Raw genomic sequence first — 18,448 nt, forward strand, 5'->3', positions numbered from 1 at the left:
AAACTTTCTTTATAAGGAGAAATTCAGAGAGAATACAAAGCTTGCTACTCCAGGATGATCAAGTCCGGTAAAACCAGTTGCGTTACTTCCTGCGGGCCCACTGCGTGATTCTGGATCAAATCCATCAAATGGAGTATAAAGGATAATATTATTTGCAGTAGCAGAGGCGGTTACACTTCTAAAAGGTAACTGTTCAATCAGGTTATCTGGCAAACTATATGAAAGATTTATATTGCGTAGCTTAATAAAGGAGGCATCTTTCACAAAGTTTTCGGTAGCTGTCCGATAGGTATTTCGGTAAAATCCAGCCCCATAATCTCGACCATCGGGGCCAACACCTTGTCCCAACCAAACTTCTTGGGTATTGGGTTGCCCATCTTCTGTAACCCCTTCAAAAACCCTTGTTTCGTTACGATCAAGTGTATTTTTAGTAATACCAAATGCGGCAAAAAAGTTATCGTATTGGCTGTAAACGTCCAGTCCCTGTTGGATATCGATAAGGAATGAAAGACTTACATTACGATATGCAAAGCTATTTCTGATGCCCCCAATCCAATCGGGAAAAGCATTACCCAGCACTTTTTGATCAGTATTGACGACTGGGAATCCATCATCCCCAATTACAACGGAGCGATCTTCATCAAGATAGAGTTTATCATCTGGTTCACCATCTTCATAATATCGCTGGTAACTTGTTCCATAAATATTACCAAATGGTTCACCTTCAACCAATCGAATGCTGGCAGAAGAACCCCCATATCCAAAAGAAGATCCTAGATTAATTTCGTCAATTCCTTCGCGGATAGAAATAACTTCGTTTCTATTTCGACTGAAATTAACGAGTACATCCCATTGAAAATTACGCTGTTCTATAGGCGTAAAATCCAATTGCATTTCGATACCTCGATTTTCTATTTCCCCAGCATTTGTAACAAGTCTGGTACCTCCTACAGCATTTGAAATGGGTACAGTAAGGATTTGATCAGCACTGTTGGCCTTATAATATGTTACATCAATACCTGCTCGACCATCCCAGAAACGTAAATCTGCTCCAACCTCAATTGAGGTTGTAATTTCTGGCTTCAAATCTGGACTACCAATAATTTGATTTCTTGTATATCCCACCTGTCCATTTATAGGATATTGAGTAGGAGAGTTAAATGTGATGTTGGTTGAGTAAGGACTTGCATCTTTACCAACCTGTGCATAGGAAGTCCGTAACTTCGCGTAAGAGATGAAGTCTGGTAAATCAACTATCTCAGAAAAAACAAATCCTAAGTTAGCAGATGGATAAAAGAATGATCGATTATCAACTGGTAGTGTTGATGACCAATCATTACGTCCTGTTATATTTAAAAACAGGTAATCGTCGTAATTAAGCATTAAATCACCATAAACACCAATAAGACGACGCTGTTCCAAATTTTGAGCATTCGATATCTCACGAGTGTTACTGAGATTATAAAAGTTCGGCGTTACAAAATCGCTTCCTGATGCTTCAACTTGCGTTTCCTCTCGGTCAAAAATATCATTTCCGAGTGTTAAATCAGCAGAAAGCTTTTCTGTAAGATCACCATTAAACATCAAGTTAAAAGTTGAGTTTAGATCACGGTTGGTGATTCTCAACTCATTAATAAAACCAGTGCTACTAAGCACATTTTCATTTTCTATTCCCTGTGGACCAGGCGTAATATTTGTCCGACTATCATTATAATAATCCATACCCAACCGGTATGATGCACTCATCCAATCAGTGAAGTTATAGTTAATACTCAAATTACCAATCACTCGATTAACATCATCCTCGTAGGTTGAATACTTTGCATCATAAATAGGATTCGTTCCTGCATTACCATTAGCATAATATCCCTTCATTGTACCATTCTCTTTCTCAAAATCAGTAACCGGCTTAGTAGGAGCCCAGTACATTAAGCGTTCCATAAATCGGTCAGCCGGAACTCTATTACCTCCCGAGTTAATAACGTTAACAGAAGATGAAATCTGGAGGTCTTCTCCAGGATTAATATCACCAGATAATTTTACAGAGGTGCGTCCCCAATTGCTAAAGGGCATTACCCCATCATGCGAAACATTAGAAACTGACCCATAGTAAGTAGCAACATCTCCACCACCGGAGACACTAATAGTGTTATCAATTTTCACACCGGTTTCCATGGAGTTTCTCCAGATGTCATGATAACGCCATCCATCAAGAGTATCAGCAACGTCTTCAATAGGAGCTCCCCAATTTGGCCAGAAACTATCCGTTGTAGCCTCTCCACCAAATCCTTGGCCATAAACTTTTTGGAACTCCGGATAACTGTTGACACGATCAAATCCGATAGAGTTTTTAAAATTTATTTGAGTATCACCGGATTGACCACTTTTAGTAGTAATTATCACAGCTCCGTTTGCTGCTCTAACACCATACAGTGCAGATGCTGCAGCCCCCTTAAGAACACTCATAGATTCTATGTCCTCGGGATTTAAATCTGCGGCACGATTACTGAGTCCCCGTGGAGTATCTCCAGCCTCTACAGTTGAGTTATCAATGGGAACACCATCAACGACAAATAAAGGCTGATTATCGGCACTGGGATCTAACGAGCTAATTCCACGAATTAATATTCTTGAACTACTTCCAGGAGCTCCACCTGTATTAGTAATTTGCACCCCAGAAACTTTACCCTGCAAAGAACTTACTACATTTTCATTTTTCCCAAGCGTTAACTCTTCACTATCAAGCTGCTGAACAGAATATCCCAATTGTTTTTCTTCTTGCTCAACACCAAACGCAGTTACTACAACATCTTCAAGTGCTTCAACCTCGGGTTTTAACAAGATGTCTATAGTTGAACGATCATTAATACTCACTTCTTGTCGCTGATATCCAACAAAAGTAAAGGTTAGTGAAGAAACATCATCGGGGACCGTTAATGAATATCGACCATCCTGATTTGTAGAAGTACCAATTGAAGGGTTTTGGGTAGCCCTTACATTTACTCCAGGTAGCGGATCACCGGTTTCAGCATCAGTAACCACGCCAGAAATCTCCTGCTCAACATTTGTAACTTCATTTTCAGCAAGAGCAATATATCCGTCCTGCATGTCGTTAGATAATGCTTGGGTTCCCGGCAAAATTAAAAACACTGCCAGACACCAAAGCATATACTTTGGCAAAGTATGTAACAACAATTTTTTCATAGAACCTCCGTGTTAATTAACTTTTTTATTGATAAGATTTGAGATACAGAAAAAGAACTTCAACATCAATTTTTAATGTAAGCGGTTACAAAAATTAACATCAAAATTACCAGTAGAATACTATCTATTTTGTCCTTCCTTTAAACAAGATAGATTAACCGCTTTTAATTAAAAAAAATTAATTAAAGTTTAAATATACTTTCGTTGATTTTTTTGAAGGAAATTCTCCTCATATAACAATCTAAGAAAAGTTTATCTATTAAGATGAGGAAGAGTCAACAGAAGGGGTTTCTTGTTCGACATCCTCGGGCACAATACCCAGCCGCTTGGCGCGCTCCATCCATTTTTTGCGAGCCATTTTCTGCATATCTTCGATGGTATCTACTTCGTCAATAATCTCCATTCCCAACAGTGTTTCCACCAAGTCTTCCATTGTCACAACCCCGGCAAAACCACCGTACTCGTCTACAACAATGGCAATATGCTCCTGTTTTTTCATAAGCTGCTCAAAGAAATCCTGTAGTGGCATCATCTCGGGGACGATCAAAATATCACGTTTTACTTCTTTCAGCTCCTTATCTTTTTCTCCACGAGCCAACATCAGCAATAGATCATTTTTAAGCACATATCCCGTTACCTCATCACGACCATTTCCATAAACCGGTAAGCGTGAAAAATGAAGTTGTTCGATATTATCCCTGACGTCATCGACTTTGAGCGTTTCATCAAAACCAACCACAACTGTGCGCGGCGTCATAATATCCTTAACCCGCAATGAATTAAAACGAATCAGGTTTTTAAAAATTCGCGACTCCTCTTCTTCAAAAATTCCTTCCTCCACTCCCCGATCGGCCAGCGCGCCGAATTCCTCACGGCTAAAGCTGGGAAGTTTTTCGTCCTGCGAAAGCCAGCGTGTAATGGCTTGTGACATTACTACCAACGGATACATCAAGAACATCAGTACGCGAAGTATTTTTGCTGCAGTCGGAGCTAATTTCCTCCAATAAGTAGCTCCAATCGTTTTGGGAATAATCTCCGAAAGTACCAAAATCAAAAAGGTAAGTACTGCTGAGGTAATAGCTACATAAGCATCCCCAAAAACAATCTGAGCCTGTGCCCCCACCCCGGCAGCACCAACGGTATGGGCAATCGTATTTAAACTCAGAATGGCAGAAAGCGGACGATCTACATCCTCCTTATAATGGCGCAGTAGCTTTCCAACTTTTGTCCCCTTTCGCTCCATGATAGCAATATAGGAATGACTCACCGACAGTAGTACTGCCTCCAAAATCGAACACAAAAAGGATACTCCGATAGCAAGCCCTAAATAAAAAATCAGTAAATACATAGATCAAAAATAGGGGTATTAAAGCTGATTAAAAAACCTTATTGGCCCGGCTTCTCTAAAGAAATTTCAAAAAAATTATCTGAAATTATCATTTAGCCAAAGCACTTTGTTGATTATATTAAGTGCCAATTTTAAAGAACTTATCTCCTTGCTTCAACTCGAAAATATATCACTTTCTTTTGGGGATGAAACCCTGCTCGACGAAATAAGCACCATTATTAATCCCGGTGAACGCGTTGGACTCGTAGGTCCTAATGGCGCTGGCAAATCAACACTCCTGAAAATTATTGCCGGTGAAATTGAGCCCAATGGCGGAAATATCACCATGTCTAAGGCCGCAACCGTCGGTTACCTGCCGCAAGATGGGGTAGATCCCGATCCCAATTTGACGGTCTATGAAGAGATGGAAAGTGCTTTTGCGGATATCCAGGAGCTCGAAGATAAGGTTCAAAAAGCACGTGAAGAATTGGCAACGCTCGAAGAAGGGACATCAGAATATCAATCGGCGATGGAGGAAGTGGGCAAACTTCAAAATCGCATCGAGCAATCTGGGGCCTACGCACTGGAATCGAATATTGAGAAAGTGTTAATGGGACTTGGTTTTACACCGGATGATTTTGAGCGCTCCACAACTGAGTTTAGTGGTGGTTGGCTGATGCGTATTGCTCTGGGGAAACTGCTACTTCAACGTCCAATGTACCTGCTGTTGGACGAGCCCACAAACCACCTTGATATTGAGTCGCTCCGCTGGATTGAACAATTTTTAAATGGCTACGAGGGCGCAGTCATTATTGTATCGCACGACAAGGCTTTTCTGAATAAGATCACGACCCGTACGTTAGCATTGGAATATGGCGACCTGCTGGATTACGCCGGCAATTACGACTACTACGAAGAGAAACATGCTGAGCGGAAAGAACATTTACGTAAGGCTTATGAAAATCAGCAGCAGGAGATTAAAGAAATCCAGGAGTTTATTGACAAGTTTCGCTACAACGCCAGCAAAGCGGCACAGGTGCAGAGCCGGATCAAACAGCTCGAAAAGATGGATAAAATTGAGCTGGATGAACGCGAAGAGGAGATTTTCTTTGAGTTTCCTCCCCCCGAACGCAGCGGTGCGGTTGTGATGCGACTCAAAAATATCCGTAAGCAATACGACGATAATATTGTTTTTGAGGATCTTTCCTACGCTATCGATCGCGGGGATAAAATTGCAGTTGTAGGTCCCAATGGCGCGGGAAAATCGACGATGATTCGCATGCTGGCCGGGCTTGAAGATTTTGATGCCGGCGAACGAGAACCGGGCCACAATGTGACGACCTCCTACTTTGCCCAGCACCAGGCCAATGAGCTGGATCTCAATAAAACGGTTTTTGAAATCATGCGGGAAGCTGCCCCAAAGACCGACGAAACGCAACTTCGCACCATCTTGGGATGCTTCCTTTTCCAGGGCGATGATGTTTTTAAGAAAGTCTCGGTATTATCCGGCGGAGAAAAAAGTCGACTTGCCCTGGCACGTATGCTCGTACAGCCAGCTAACTTCCTAATCTTTGATGAGCCTACCAATCACCTCGATATGCAATCCAAGGATATTCTTCAGCAAGCACTTGATCAATACGAAGGTACCTATATGATTGTGAGTCACGACCGCGACTTCCTTGATCCTATTGTGGATAAGGTACTGGAAGTACGTCCCGATGAAACGAACACCTTTCATGGCAACGTCTCCTATTATCTTGATAAGGTTGAAGAACGTGAAGAAGATGACAAAAAAGATCAGCAAGAAAGTAGTTCGAATTCTTCCAGCAACGGATTATCACGCAAGGAAGAGCGGCGAATTGCTGCACAAAAACGACAGAAAAAATATGACAAGCTCAAACCGCTAAAAAAGAAAATTGATCCGTTGGAGGAAAAAATTGAGAAACTCGAAGAGCGTAAAGATGAGATTGAGGACCTCATGGCCGAACCGGATTTTTATGATGATGAAGAGCAGGTCAAAGAGATCTCGATGGAATACGAAAAGCTCAAAGGAAAACTCGTTGAAGTATATGCTGAATGGGAAGAATTGGCGATGAAGATGAGCGAAATCGAGGAAGAGTTTAGTTAATGGTTATTAGTTATTGGGGGTCCTAATAACCATTAACCAATAATACATAACTACGTAGCAAAAATCTGATCCTTATTCCGGAAGGCCTTGAATTCAAGTGCATTACCGCTGGGGTCTTTGAAGAACATCGTGGCCTGTTCGCCCGGCTTTCCTTCGAATCGTACATAGGGCTCGATAATAAAATCAACGTCTTTCTTTTCTAATCGAGTAGCCAACTCCTCCCACTGTTCCCATTCCAAGATCAATCCAAAATGCTTGGCCGGTACAGCATGTCCATCCACGTCGTTCATGCTCGACTTACCTGCTTCTTCGGGACTTAAATGCGCTACAACCTGGTGTCCCCAAAAATCGAAATCAATCCATTTATCTGAGCTGCGTCCGGTGTCACAGCCAAGAACATCTCGATAAAACGTTAATGTCTCGTCTAGATCAGAAACCGGAAATGCTAAATGAAAAAGCGGAGTAGGTTGATCAGCCATAGTAAGAAAATTCTTTTATATCTTGTTTGTTATCTGAATGACTAACAAAATATAAATCAATGAGGACTCATGCGATCAGAAAAAATTACGTTTGAAGGCGCTTTTGGTGACCAACTTTCGGCACGAGTAGATCAACCACCTGATGAACCTCGAAGCTACGCCCTTTTTGCACACTGCTTTACGTGCTCAAAAAACCTGAAAGTAGTTTCAAATATCAGTAAAACCCTTACTAAACATGGTATAGGAATATTTCGCTTTGATTTTACCGGTTTAGGCGAAAGTGAGGGTGATTTTGCGGACACAAATTTTTCATCCAACATTGAAGATCTCATTGCTGCAGCTGAGCATATGGCATCACATTATCGCGCGCCGGCGATACTCATTGGTCATTCGTTAGGAGGTGCTGCCGTATTACAAGCCGCACAAAAAATCCCAAACAGCAAAGCAGTAGCAACCATTGGGGCTCCGGCAAATCCCGATCATGTAAAGAAGAATTTTGGAGCCCAACTTGATAAAATTGAGCAAAAAGGTATTGCCACGGTTACGCTGGCAGGACGTGATTTCACGATCAAAAAGCAGTTCATTGATGATCTCGAAGCCACTCATATGGATGAAAAGATTCAAAGCCTTGACCGAGCATTGATGATTTTTCATTCTCCGGTAGATAATACAGTGGGAATTGAAAATGCCGCTCATATCTATAAAAAGGCCAAACATCCCAAAAGTTTTGTCTCCCTCGATGATGCCAACCACCTGCTCACAAAAGAAGAAGACAGCATTTACTTGGCTGAAGTTCTTGCCGCCTGGGCTGATCGATACTTTTAACTTTCATTGAATGCCAATACATTGGCTCTTGTTAACAAATTAGGATTGAAACTCGAACAAAAACCAAACATCATATTATTTATGCAATCATTAAAAAAGTATTTGCTGTCATTAGTATTGGTCTTTTTTGCCATGGGATGTGCCCAGCAGGAGATGGAACAGGAGGAAACTTCAACTGAACCGACTACTGACTTTACAGAAGCTGTTGCAGTTGTCCATCCTACGGAAAGTGGCAATGCCACGGGTCATGTTACCTTTACAAAAGTGGATGACGGGGTTCGCGTACAGGGTGAATTTGAAGGCCTTGAAGAAGGTAAGCACGGCTTCCATATTCACCAATATGGCGACTGTCGCGCTGCTGATGGAACCTCAGCCGGCGGACATTATAACCCTGCTGATAATCCGCATGCTGGCCCCGATGCCGAAAGTCGTCACGTAGGTGATATGGGGAACCTCGAAGCTGATGCCGACGGCAATGCTACCATCGATTATGTGGATTCTACTATTGAATTAAATGGTGCTGACAGCATACTGGGACGTGGTATTGTAATCCACGCCGGTGAAGATGACATGCAATCACAACCTACCGGTGCTGCTGGAGCACGCATGGGATGCGGCGTGATTGGCGTTGCTAATGCTGATGCGTAAATCATTACGGATTCAAACAAAAAAGGAGTTCACTTTCGAAGTGAACTCCTTTTCTTATTTAATAAAGCTAAAACTACGAATCCCAACTAAGTTTAGGATGATACAAAAATAGCTTCCATCTACTCAGGTTTCCAGCTCTTCATTTTATCATCAATCACCTCTTTCAGCCGACTTACCGGAACGCGATCCTGCGTCATATCATCGCGGTAGCGGATGGTCACCGTATCTTCGCCTTCGGTTTCAACGCCGTCAAAATCAACCGTTACACAGAACGGCGTACCCGCTTCATCCTGGCGACGATAGCGCTTGCCGATTGATCCGGACTCATCATACAGCACATTGTAATCTTCGCGCAAATCATCCGTAATCTTATGCGCCAGATCTTGCAACTTATCTTTTTTGATAAGCGGAAAGATACCCACTTTAGTCGGTGCCAACTGTGGGTTCATCTTCAACACGGTTCGTGTATCGCCATCTACCTCTTCCTCGCGGTAGGCATCACAAAGCACCATCATCACCGTGCGGTCAAGCCCTATTGAGGTCTCAATAACATACGGCACATACTTCTCCTGCTTCTGTTGATCATAGTACTCCAACTTTTTACCCGAATATTCCTTGTGCTGTCCCAAATCAAAATCAGTACGATTGTGAACACCCTCAACCTCTTGCCAGCCAATGGGATATTCGTATTCAATATCGGCAGCAGCTTCAGCATAGTGCGCCAATTTATCTTCGGGATGTGGATGCGTGCGTAGCTTCCCCTCACGAATACCCAACTTCTTATGCCAGTCGAGGCGCTTGTTGAGCCAATGCTCGTAACTTTCGGCATCGGTGCCTGGCTCTACAAAGTATTGCATCTCCATCTGCTCAAACTCCCGCATTCGGAATATAAATTGTCGGGCTACCACCTCGTTCCGAAATGCCTTACCGACCTGGGCAATACCAAACGGCACCTGCTGACGAGCCGTATCCATTACATTTTTAAAGTTTACAAAAATTCCCTGGGCTGTCTCGGGACGTAGATAAACCGCATCATCACCATCACCGCCCGAAGAGGTTGCCCCAAACTGAGTCTTGAACATCAAGTTAAACTGACGCACTTCGGTCCATTCAAAGGCTCCCGATTCCGGAGCGCGAATCTCTTCATCCATAATAATTTGATGCAGATCCTCGCACACTCCTTGGCGTGAACCGGCTGTATCGAGCAATTCTTGGAGCTCATCGGCCTTTTCGGCCTTCCCGTCACTACGCAACTTGGCAATATGATTTTCAATCAACATATCGGCTCGATAGCGTTTGTTCGACTGCTTGTCATCAATCATAGGATCATTAAATCCATCCAAGTGACCGCTGGCCTCCCACACTTTAGGATGCATAAATATGGCCGAATCGAGTCCCACAATATTATCATGACGCTGGGTCATCTCTTTCCACCACATATCACGAATATTTCGCTTGAGCTCAACGCCAAGCGGGCCATAGTCATATACGGCTCCGAGTCCGCCATAAATTTCTGAAGATTGATAAATAAAAGCGCGGGCCTTTGCCAACGATACAATCGTATCTAAACTATCGAGTTCGGTAACTGACATGTACGTACTAAAAATTTGAATTGTAAAATAATTTTAGGATGCCCAAAGATAGAAAAAATTACTGCTTTAATTAATTATCCTTTTATGTGTATTTTTGCCGACTCATTGGGAATGATTTTATACTCATCCCCTTTTATTAACCTAACTTGAAATCTTACCAACTAACCAAAACTATTATGCATTCTTTCCAGGTTGGCGTACTCGGTGCAACCGGTGCTGTCGGACAAAAGTTTATCCGCTTACTCGAAAATCACCCGTGGTTCACGGTCAAAGTATTGGGCGCTTCAAAACGCTCGGCCGGGAAGAAATACAAACAGGCCGTCCACTGGATAGAAAAGACCGAGCTTCCAACAAACGCAGCCGAGCTGGAAGTCCAGCAATGTGATCCGGCTAATTTTAAAGGGGTAGACTTTGTCTTTTCTGGATTAGATTCTTCCGTTGCCGGAGATATCGAAAAGGACTTTGCCGAAGCGGGCATTCCCGTGATCTCCAATGCCAAAAACTATCGGATGCATGACCAAGTACCACTTTTAGTGCCCGAGGTCAACCCCGATCACGCAGAGCTTATTAAAAAGCAGAATTTTGATCCCAACGGTAATGGCTGGATTGTCACCAATCCTAACTGTGTTTCTGTACCCCTTTCTATGTCGTTGCGGCCGCTGCACGATGCTTTCGGCATCGACTCATTAGTCGTCACTTCTATGCAATCAGTTTCCGGAGCTGGTTATCCCGGCGTTTCCAGCATGGATATTGTGGCAAACGTGGTGCCCTATATCGGCGGCGAAGAACCCAAAGTACAAACCGAAGCCACTAAAGTGTTGGGAAGTTTGTCGGATGATTCTATTGCCTTCAATGATTTTACTATTCAAGCTACAGCTGTACGCGTCCCTACCATCGAAGGACACTTGCTTTCGGTATCCGTTAAATTGCAAAATGCGCCTACATCTATAAAAGAGGCTGAAAAAGCTTATACCGATTGGCAAAATCCCATTGAGGATCTGGATCTACCGTCATCACCAGATAATCCTGTTCGACTTTATACAGAAGACCGCCATCCCCAACCTCGGCTTCATGCCGATCGGGAAGGAGGTATGCAAACGGCCGTGGGACGACTTCGCGAAGGAACCGTCATGGATTTAGGATATGTGACTATGGCGCACAACACTATTCGCGGAGCTGCCGGTGGAGCCATTCTCAATGCCGAGCTCTTGGCTTCGAAAGGATATATCAACTAATCTCTCTTTAACAATCTTATTCCCAGAGCCCTGTCAGAGTTCAAAACTCTGACAGGGCTTATTTAATCAGTTTTCAATCTCCGCTTTTGTCATCAAGTTCTTTTAGCTTCTGCTCGGAAAGGTGAACTCGTGCCGATGAAACAGCATTTTGGGCATCATCCCTATTAGAACGCTTTACTTTCAATGTTAACCGCCCTTGTTCACTGCCGGGGAAGTTATCAAAAACCTTCATAGAAGTACCTTCTAAAACAACTTTCCCATTCCACCATCCTTTCTCAAAACGTATTCCCTCCAAATCTCTGTAAAAAATCGTCTCTGTTTTAACTCCTGATTTTATCATTCCAAGGAAACTGTCTTCCACTTCAAATTCAAAATGGAGCCCCTCTTCCCTCACTTTCAACAATCCTTTAGCCACCTGTATGCCGTGATAAATATTGGGAATCTCGAAAGGAACTGAAGGGATTGAAGTATAATTCATGATGGATTTATTTGAATTTAGAAGATGATAAAAAAGTATATAAAAATTTCTGAAAAAATTTTGTAAGGATTTGCCATCTCAAGGGTCTTACTAACAGAAACGCTGAAAAAGCGTATAAGCCGTTGAAATAGAGAGCAATATCAAATGTCCTTCCGGGGTGAGGCTGTTGGTAGCAGTTTCACCCTATTTTTTTGTAAGGACTACAACCATCGTTTCCCACTCTACTACTGTATATCAAAACTTTCGGGGAGACAAATCATCATGGGATATAACATCAAGACAATTGTTCTACTTCTATTCACATTCCTTCATTCGGGGGTCATTGCCCAAACAGTAAATTTTGAAGATGGTTTTGAGGACGGAAATTTCACAAATAGCCCTACATGGAGTGGTAATATCGAGGCGTTTACGATCATTGACGATACCCCCAATTTTCTGCTTCAGCTGGATGCATCTACAAGCCCTGCCTATTTGTCAACTCCCTCCACTAATATAACTGGCAGCTGGACTTTTTTCATTGAATTCCGCGGATTTGAACCTTCGGGATCTAACCAGGCCGAAATATTTTTGATGAGTGACATCGCCGATCTTAACGGATCGGTCAATGGTTACGCCGTGCAAGTAGGCGAATCTGGCGATGATGTCTTTAAAATTGTGCGTTATGACAATGGCACCGAAGCCACTACCGTACTTACCGGTACTACTGTTGTACAATCCAGTGGCACCTATACCGTGCGGGTGAACCGTGACGCAAGTGGCAATTGGCAAATGGAGGTTTCCGACAACTATGGAGGGCCATTCGACACCAATATCACCGGAACCGATAATACCCATACGAGTGCATCATATTTGGGCCCGCGTATAAATTTCACTTCTACACGTTCCGATAAATTCTTTTTTGATTTCAAAATTGATCTTCCGCCTTTTGACATTAACCAAACCTCAGTCAGTAGCAACGAGATAGATATAATATTCAATCGAGAATATAAGCAATCGACCGTTCAAACTTCTGATTTTAGTATAGATAACGGCATTGGTACTCCCAACTCGGTTACTTTTAAGAATAGTACTACCGTGCAACTTGATTATGGAAGTACAACCTTTCCCAGTGGTGAGTACACGATTACTATTAATGATGTGGATGATCAAAATGGAATAACTATTGCTCAAAATACTACAAGTAATTTCCTCATCTATGATACATACGCTGAAGGCGATATCATCATAAACGAGTTTGCCTATGATTACCCTACCACTATAAGCGAAGAATATATTGAAATCCGAAATACCAGCGATAAATACCTCAACCTTGCCGGCTGGGAAATTGCAGATAACAACAGCAACTCCGGTCTGGGTTCTGATCCCATCCCAATAGAACCCGACAGCTTTTTGGTTATTTCGGCTGATACCGTTGAACTGTCTTCTGTTTTTGGGGACCGAGCATACCACCAATCCGGCTTTCCCGCTCTCAATAACACTTCTCCTGATGCGGTACAATTGATTACTAACACTGGAGCTAAGGCAGATTCTCTAACCTACAACTCAACCTGGGGCGGTATCGATTTAGCCCTGGAACGACGCTCAGCGTCAACTCCGAGTACTTACCAGGAAAACTGGGGCGACTCTCCTAATCCCGATGGAGGCACGCCGGGAACCGCCAACGAAATAGCACCCGATTATACTCCTCCGGAGCTAATTGATCTCAATATCATATCCACGCAAACACTGCAACTGGTTTTTGATGAACGGCTGGGTCAATCCGGCAACTATAATATTACCAATAACAGTACATCCATTAATCAAACGACAGCTGATACTGTAGAACTTTCGCTTGGATCAGCCCTGCAAGACGCACAGCATTATACCCTTTCAATCGAAGGTGCAACAGATATTTTTGGCAATACCATCACATCCATTGATACTTCTTTTACTTTTTACAATCCCTCTCCGGTCGATTCTGGTGATGTCGCTATAAACGAATTTATGTACGATCCACCTTCGGGAAATACCGAATATATCGAACTCTATAACCACTCTGATAAATCGCTTGACCTACATGACTGGACGCTTAGTGATAACCGAGAAACCTTTGAGGGCACGATATCCAACAGCCAATTTATCCTCCCACCCGACAGTTTTGTGGTTATAGCTCCCGATAATACTATTGAGACCGAATATCCTGACATAGCATTGATAGCCATGAATAGTTTTCCTGCCCTCAACAACGGCGGCGATCAAATCATCATACGAGACCAAAATGGTTCGTTGTTGGATTCTCTGCAATACAATTCGAATTGGGGCGGCAACGAAATAGCCATAGAGCGACGTACTATTGACGTTTTGGGAACCTATCAAAGCAACTGGGGCGATGCGCCCAATGGAGTTGGTACCCCGGGAACTCAAAATGAGATAGCTAAAGATAACACGGCTCCATCATTTGATGATGTCATTGCTGTAGATAACAATAAAATTGAGCTTACCTTCTCAGAAAATATAACCGTCGAGTCAGCCACCAATACCCAAAATTATCAACTTTCTCCCTCTATTGACATACAACTGATTTCTGTTGAAAGGACAACGGTAACACTCTTTTTAGAACAACCACTTACTGATGGAGAGATGTATAAAGTTACCGTTTCGAACCTGTCCGATATATTTGGGAATAGCCTTTCAACTTCAACGCGTACATTCGAGTACCTTCAAATTGATGAAGCTCAAACCGGCCAAATTGTAATTAATGAAATTTTATATGATCCCGGCAGCGGAAACAAAGCAGATTTTATTGAACTCTATAACACCTCTGATAAAAACTTTGACCTCACCAACTGGACGGTCGGCGATTATAGTACTAAAATGACCATCGAAAAAACGGTACAACTTGAGGCTGGCCAATATCTCGTACTTACCGGCAATCAAAATTTTGCGACAGATATTCCCGATGCTGTTACCATTAGCGGTTTTCCTGCTTTGAATAATAATATGCCGGATGATGTCTATATCAAGAATGCCAGTGGAATAACAATTGATTCTTTACACTATCATCAACATTGGGGTGGAAATCTCGGGGGAACATCATTAGAACGCAAAGATCCGCTGGCAGCCTCAAATGACCCATCTAATTGGCAAACAAGCAATTCTGAAAGCGGCACGTCAGCAGGAACACAAAACACCATCTTCAAAAAAGATACCGATGGTCCCGAAATCATATTTTCAAAAACAATACCTGATGGCACTTTTGAAGTTCACTTTAATGAGTTTATTCAACTTACTGATGAGCTCGCCTTTTATAATGGGGGACAACAACTTTCGGTATCAGCTTATGATTCAACCAATGCAAATCGCATTATTCTCAAAAAATCACCTGCTAAAACAACCAATACTGATAATATCAAGATACGAGCCGAAAATCTGCAAGATGTTAAAGGGAATATAACATCTGCCGTCGATATTCCTGTTGCTCAACCCATCCAGAACGGCGACCTTGTGATTAATGAAATCATGTTTAATCCCTTATCTGATTCTGACGACAACCTGCCGGATCAGTCTGAATATATCGAATTGCGAAACACACAAGACTATGCTATTTCTCTTGAGGGATTATTTTTACACGACGAGCCGGATGAAAATGGGAATACTCGTAATATCCAGCCTGTTTCATCCACTGCAAAATGGGTACTGCCACAGGAACACGTGCTCGTCCATGCCGATGAAGCCACTGATTTTGAGGAAAGTCTAACAGCTACTTTTTTTGAATTAGATTCGCCAAATCTCCAATCAATAATGCGAGCAGATCGATCCAGTCTAAGCTTGGCGTCATCTGGCGATGCTATCTATATTGCTGATAGTATCGGTACAACTATCGATTCCGTTTTTTATGATGAAAGCTGGCACAATCCCAACATCATTGATACGCGTGGCATCACCCTCGAACGTATTAGTCCGAATGGGCCCAGTAATGACGATTCAAACTGGGGTTCCAGCATTACCGACAAAGGTGGTACCCCAAACAGCAAAAATTCTATCTACCAGGAAAATACTGACATTACCGAAGGTACCGGCCTCAGCTTCGAACCGAACCCTTTTTCACCGGATGATGATGGCTACGAAGATAACTTATTTATTAACTATAAGCTGGATCAGCAGGACTACCTGATGAAGGTTCGCATTTATGATCGGTATGGCCGTTACGTTCGGACATTGGCGGATGGCGAACAAGCCGGGTTTGAAGGTCAACTAATTTGGGACGGACGCAAAGATGATAACAGTCGTAACCGTATCGGCATTTACATTGTCATTTTTGAAGCCTATGACAGCGCTTCGGGAAGCGATAAAACATTCAAAGAAACCGTTGTATTAGCTCGACGACTCAATTAGCAAATTGAGAAATTAGGAATTGGGATATTTTTCTTAGTTTTAGATCATTTGCAAAAGTTCTTAATTCATAAGTTCTAAACTATTCAATGAGTACTGCCCCAATCGGTATTTTTGACTCGGGCTATGGTGGTTTAACGGTCATGAAAGAGATCGTGAAAAATCTTCCCGAATATGATTACCTTTACCTTGGTGACAATGCTCGAGCTCCATATGGAGGTCGCTCGTTTGATACCATTTACCAATATACCCGGCAATGTGTGGAATATCTTTTTGATCAGAATTGCCACTTGATTATTCTGGCTTGTAATACAGCTTCGGCCAAAGCGTTACGCAATATTCAGCAAAAAGATCTTCCCAACATTGCTCCCGATCGAAGGGTACTCGGTGTTATTCGTCCCACTGCCGAAGTCATTGGCCGTTACTCTAAAACCGGCCACGTGGGAGTTCTTGGGACAAGTGGAACTGTAAACTCCAATTCATATGTCATGGAAATTCGACAGCAGTTTCCCGAATTAACAGTCTATCAAGAGGCATGCCCTATGTGGGTACCGCTGGTTGAAAACCAAGAGTATGACAGTGACGGAGCCGACTATTTTATTCAGCAACATATTGATGGGATTCTATCCCAATCACCCAAAATTGATACGTTGCTGCTTGCTTGTACACACTACCCGCTGTTACTTGATAAAATTAAAACATATGTTGGGGATGATATTACTATTTTAAGTCAGGGGGAAATTGTCGCCAAAAGCCTCGATGATTACCTTCAAAGACATCCCGAAATAGCGGAAAAATGTACAACAGGTAGATCTAAAAAATTTCTTACCACTGATTCTACCGACGATTTTGATGATCATGCTAAATTCTTTTGGGGCAAAGAGATAGCCTCTGAGTTTATCGATCTGTAAATATTATGCCCAACTCCCAAAAAATTGCCGTTGTTGGCGGTGGAGCGGCAGGCTTTTTTGCTGCTGTCAATACTGCCCGACTCCATCCAAATTTACAAGTAACTATCTTTGAAAAAAGCCGAGAAGTCCTTTCCAAAGTACGTATTTCAGGCGGCGGGCGGTGCAATGTTACCCACCATTGTTTTGACCCAGAAGTGATGTCTAAAGCTTATCCGAGGGGGTCGAGGGAACTACGCTGGGCGTTCGAGCAGTTTCAGCCTGCTGACACCGTATCTTGGTTCGAAGATCGCGGGATTGACCTCAAAACAGAGGATGACGGACGCATGTTTCCCACGACTGATGATTCAGCTACCATTATCAATTGTCTAAAAAGAGAAGCTCAAAAACATAACGTTGATGTTTACAATCGGTATCGGGTTGAAGCAATTACTCCAACCAAAAATCAACAGTTCATCCTCTCCATAAAAAAACAAGAGTCCCAAATTTTTGATGCTGTAGTTATTGCAACGGGTGGCTCAAACCGGCGTAGTACCTACCAATGGCTGGAAGAGCTGGAACATTCTATTGTTGAACCGGTACCCTCACTGTTTACATTCAATTTTAAGGAGAAAATATTTGAAGATCTCGCTGGCATCGCGATAGAACATGGCTCTGTAAACATTAAGGATACATCTTTCGAACATCATGGTCCCATTTTAATTACACACTGGGGACTAAGCGGTCCGGCCGTGTTAAAAACATCGGCTTGGGCAGCACGATACCTACATAACCAGGAATACTCGTTTACCATTAATGTGAATTGGCTGCATCCCAACAAACCCCATGAGGTTCAGGAAGAGCTCAAAACACTCCGGGAAAAGAACGCCCGCAAAACAGCTCAAAAACAAAATGTCTTCCCTATCCCCAACCGCTTGTGGATACGTTTTCTTGAACTTGCTAATATTGCCCCCACTATGCGGTGGGCCGAGCTCTCTAATCAGCAGATACATGATTTGACTCAAGAGTTAGTCAATGCACAATATGATATTGAGGGTAAGACCACTTATAAAGATGAGTTTGTCACCAGTGGCGGCATTCCACTGGATGAAATCAATATGGGAACGATGGAAAGCCAAAAAGTACCCAATCTTTATTTTGCCGGCGAAGTGCTCAATATTGATGGTATCACTGGCGGCTATAACTTCCAGTCGGCCTGGACTACGGGATGGATTGCCGCTCAAAATATTGGCGGAGAATAGCCACAGATTATC

The 18,448-nt window shown here is 42.7% G+C and carries 12 protein-coding genes; 7 read left to right on the forward strand and 5 right to left on the reverse strand.

Annotation, left to right across the window (positions count from 1 at the left end; translation table 11 throughout):
• Positions 1 to 9: 9 nt before the first annotated feature.
• Positions 10 to 3,204, reverse strand: a complete 3,195-nt coding sequence (locus AAFH98_RS14520; protein ID WP_342523552.1) for a SusC/RagA family TonB-linked outer membrane protein — start codon at positions 3,202 to 3,204, stop codon at positions 10 to 12.
• A 259-nt stretch (positions 3,205 to 3,463) separates the two neighbouring features.
• Positions 3,464 to 4,552, reverse strand: coding sequence for a hemolysin family protein (locus AAFH98_RS14525; protein ID WP_342523555.1), 1,089 nt, complete (start codon positions 4,550 to 4,552; stop codon positions 3,464 to 3,466).
• A 109-nt stretch (positions 4,553 to 4,661) separates the two neighbouring features.
• On the opposite strand from AAFH98_RS14525, the gene AAFH98_RS14530 reads away from it, so the two are divergent.
• Positions 4,662 to 6,659 carry an ABC-F family ATP-binding cassette domain-containing protein gene (locus tag AAFH98_RS14530; RefSeq protein ID WP_342523556.1) on the forward strand — a complete coding sequence of 666 codons (1,998 nt, stop codon included), beginning with the start codon at positions 4,662 to 4,664 and terminating at the stop codon, positions 6,657 to 6,659.
• A 50-nt stretch (positions 6,660 to 6,709) separates the two neighbouring features.
• On the opposite strand, the gene AAFH98_RS14535 is transcribed toward AAFH98_RS14530, so the two are convergent.
• Positions 6,710 to 7,138 carry a VOC family protein gene (locus AAFH98_RS14535; RefSeq protein WP_342523557.1) on the reverse strand — a complete coding sequence of 143 codons (429 nt, stop codon included), beginning with the start codon at positions 7,136 to 7,138 and terminating at the stop codon, positions 6,710 to 6,712.
• Between the two features lie 69 nt (positions 7,139 to 7,207).
• Here AAFH98_RS14535 and AAFH98_RS14540 point away from each other — a divergent pair, with 69 nt between their 5' ends.
• Positions 7,208 to 7,963: an alpha/beta hydrolase family protein gene (locus tag AAFH98_RS14540; RefSeq protein ID WP_342523558.1), complete on the forward strand. Its 756-nt coding sequence runs from the start codon at positions 7,208 to 7,210 to the stop codon at positions 7,961 to 7,963.
• A gap of 81 nt (positions 7,964 to 8,044) precedes the next feature.
• The gene (locus AAFH98_RS14545; protein ID WP_342523560.1) at positions 8,045 to 8,611 is read left to right on the forward strand and encodes a superoxide dismutase family protein; all 567 of its coding nucleotides are present in this window, start codon (positions 8,045 to 8,047) and stop codon (positions 8,609 to 8,611) included.
• 119 nt (positions 8,612 to 8,730) lie between these two features.
• Here AAFH98_RS14545 and AAFH98_RS14550 read toward each other — a convergent pair whose 3' ends face one another.
• Positions 8,731 to 10,203 (reverse strand): glycine--tRNA ligase, encoded by a 1,473-nt coding sequence (locus tag AAFH98_RS14550; RefSeq protein ID WP_342523561.1) that lies wholly within the window; start codon positions 10,201 to 10,203, stop codon positions 8,731 to 8,733.
• Between the two features lie 176 nt (positions 10,204 to 10,379).
• On the opposite strand from AAFH98_RS14550, the gene asd reads away from it, so the two are divergent.
• Positions 10,380 to 11,438: an aspartate-semialdehyde dehydrogenase gene (asd, locus tag AAFH98_RS14555; protein ID WP_342523563.1), complete on the forward strand. Its 1,059-nt coding sequence runs from the start codon at positions 10,380 to 10,382 to the stop codon at positions 11,436 to 11,438.
• A gap of 73 nt (positions 11,439 to 11,511) precedes the next feature.
• Here the strand turns inward: asd and AAFH98_RS14560 are convergent, their stop codons facing one another.
• Positions 11,512 to 11,916: a hypothetical protein gene (locus AAFH98_RS14560; protein ID WP_342523564.1), complete on the reverse strand. Its 405-nt coding sequence runs from the start codon at positions 11,914 to 11,916 to the stop codon at positions 11,512 to 11,514.
• A 261-nt stretch (positions 11,917 to 12,177) separates the two neighbouring features.
• Between AAFH98_RS14560 and AAFH98_RS14565 the strand changes: the two genes are divergently transcribed.
• The 3 genes from AAFH98_RS14565 to AAFH98_RS14575 all read left to right on the forward strand — a co-directional run bounded on the left by AAFH98_RS14565 (position 12,178) and on the right by AAFH98_RS14575 (position 18,436).
• Positions 12,178 to 16,290 (forward strand): lamin tail domain-containing protein, encoded by a 4,113-nt coding sequence (locus tag AAFH98_RS14565; RefSeq protein ID WP_342523566.1) that lies wholly within the window; start codon positions 12,178 to 12,180, stop codon positions 16,288 to 16,290.
• Positions 16,291 to 16,376: 86 nt separating this feature from the next.
• Positions 16,377 to 17,198: a glutamate racemase gene (murI, locus tag AAFH98_RS14570; RefSeq protein WP_342523568.1), complete on the forward strand. Its 822-nt coding sequence runs from the start codon at positions 16,377 to 16,379 to the stop codon at positions 17,196 to 17,198.
• A gap of 5 nt (positions 17,199 to 17,203) precedes the next feature.
• Entirely contained in the window at positions 17,204 to 18,436 is a 1,233-nt protein-coding gene (locus tag AAFH98_RS14575) for a BaiN/RdsA family NAD(P)/FAD-dependent oxidoreductase (protein ID WP_342523569.1), read from the forward strand.
• Positions 18,437 to 18,448: the final 12 nt, after the last annotated feature.

Origin of the sequence: Fodinibius sp. Rm-B-1B1-1, assembly GCF_038594945.1 — a bacterium.
Taxonomy (GTDB): Bacteria; Bacteroidota; Rhodothermia; order Balneolales; family Balneolaceae; genus Fodinibius; species Fodinibius alkaliphilus.

Excerpts from the sequence above, each read along its gene's own strand:
- AAFH98_RS14575 (WP_342523569.1), top strand. The coding sequence starts at position 17,204 with ATGCCCAACTCCCAAAAAATTGCCGTTGTTGGCGGTGGAGCGGCAGGC.
- AAFH98_RS14545 (WP_342523560.1), top strand. The coding sequence starts at position 8,045 with ATGCAATCATTAAAAAAGTATTTGCTGTCATTAGTATTGGTCTTTTTT.
- murI (WP_342523568.1), top strand. The coding sequence starts at position 16,377 with ATGAGTACTGCCCCAATCGGTATTTTTGACTCGGGCTATGGTGGTTTA.
- AAFH98_RS14525 (WP_342523555.1), bottom strand. The coding sequence starts at position 4,552 with ATGTATTTACTGATTTTTTATTTAGGGCTTGCTATCGGAGTATCCTTT.
- AAFH98_RS14520 (WP_342523552.1), bottom strand. The coding sequence starts at position 3,204 with ATGAAAAAATTGTTGTTACATACTTTGCCAAAGTATATGCTTTGGTGT.
- AAFH98_RS14560 (WP_342523564.1), bottom strand. The coding sequence starts at position 11,916 with ATGAATTATACTTCAATCCCTTCAGTTCCTTTCGAGATTCCCAATATT.
- asd (WP_342523563.1), top strand. The coding sequence starts at position 10,380 with ATGCATTCTTTCCAGGTTGGCGTACTCGGTGCAACCGGTGCTGTCGGA.
- AAFH98_RS14540 (WP_342523558.1), top strand. The coding sequence starts at position 7,208 with ATGCGATCAGAAAAAATTACGTTTGAAGGCGCTTTTGGTGACCAACTT.
- AAFH98_RS14550 (WP_342523561.1), bottom strand. The coding sequence starts at position 10,203 with ATGTCAGTTACCGAACTCGATAGTTTAGATACGATTGTATCGTTGGCA.
- AAFH98_RS14565 (WP_342523566.1), top strand. The coding sequence starts at position 12,178 with ATGGGATATAACATCAAGACAATTGTTCTACTTCTATTCACATTCCTT.
- AAFH98_RS14535 (WP_342523557.1), bottom strand. The coding sequence starts at position 7,138 with ATGGCTGATCAACCTACTCCGCTTTTTCATTTAGCATTTCCGGTTTCT.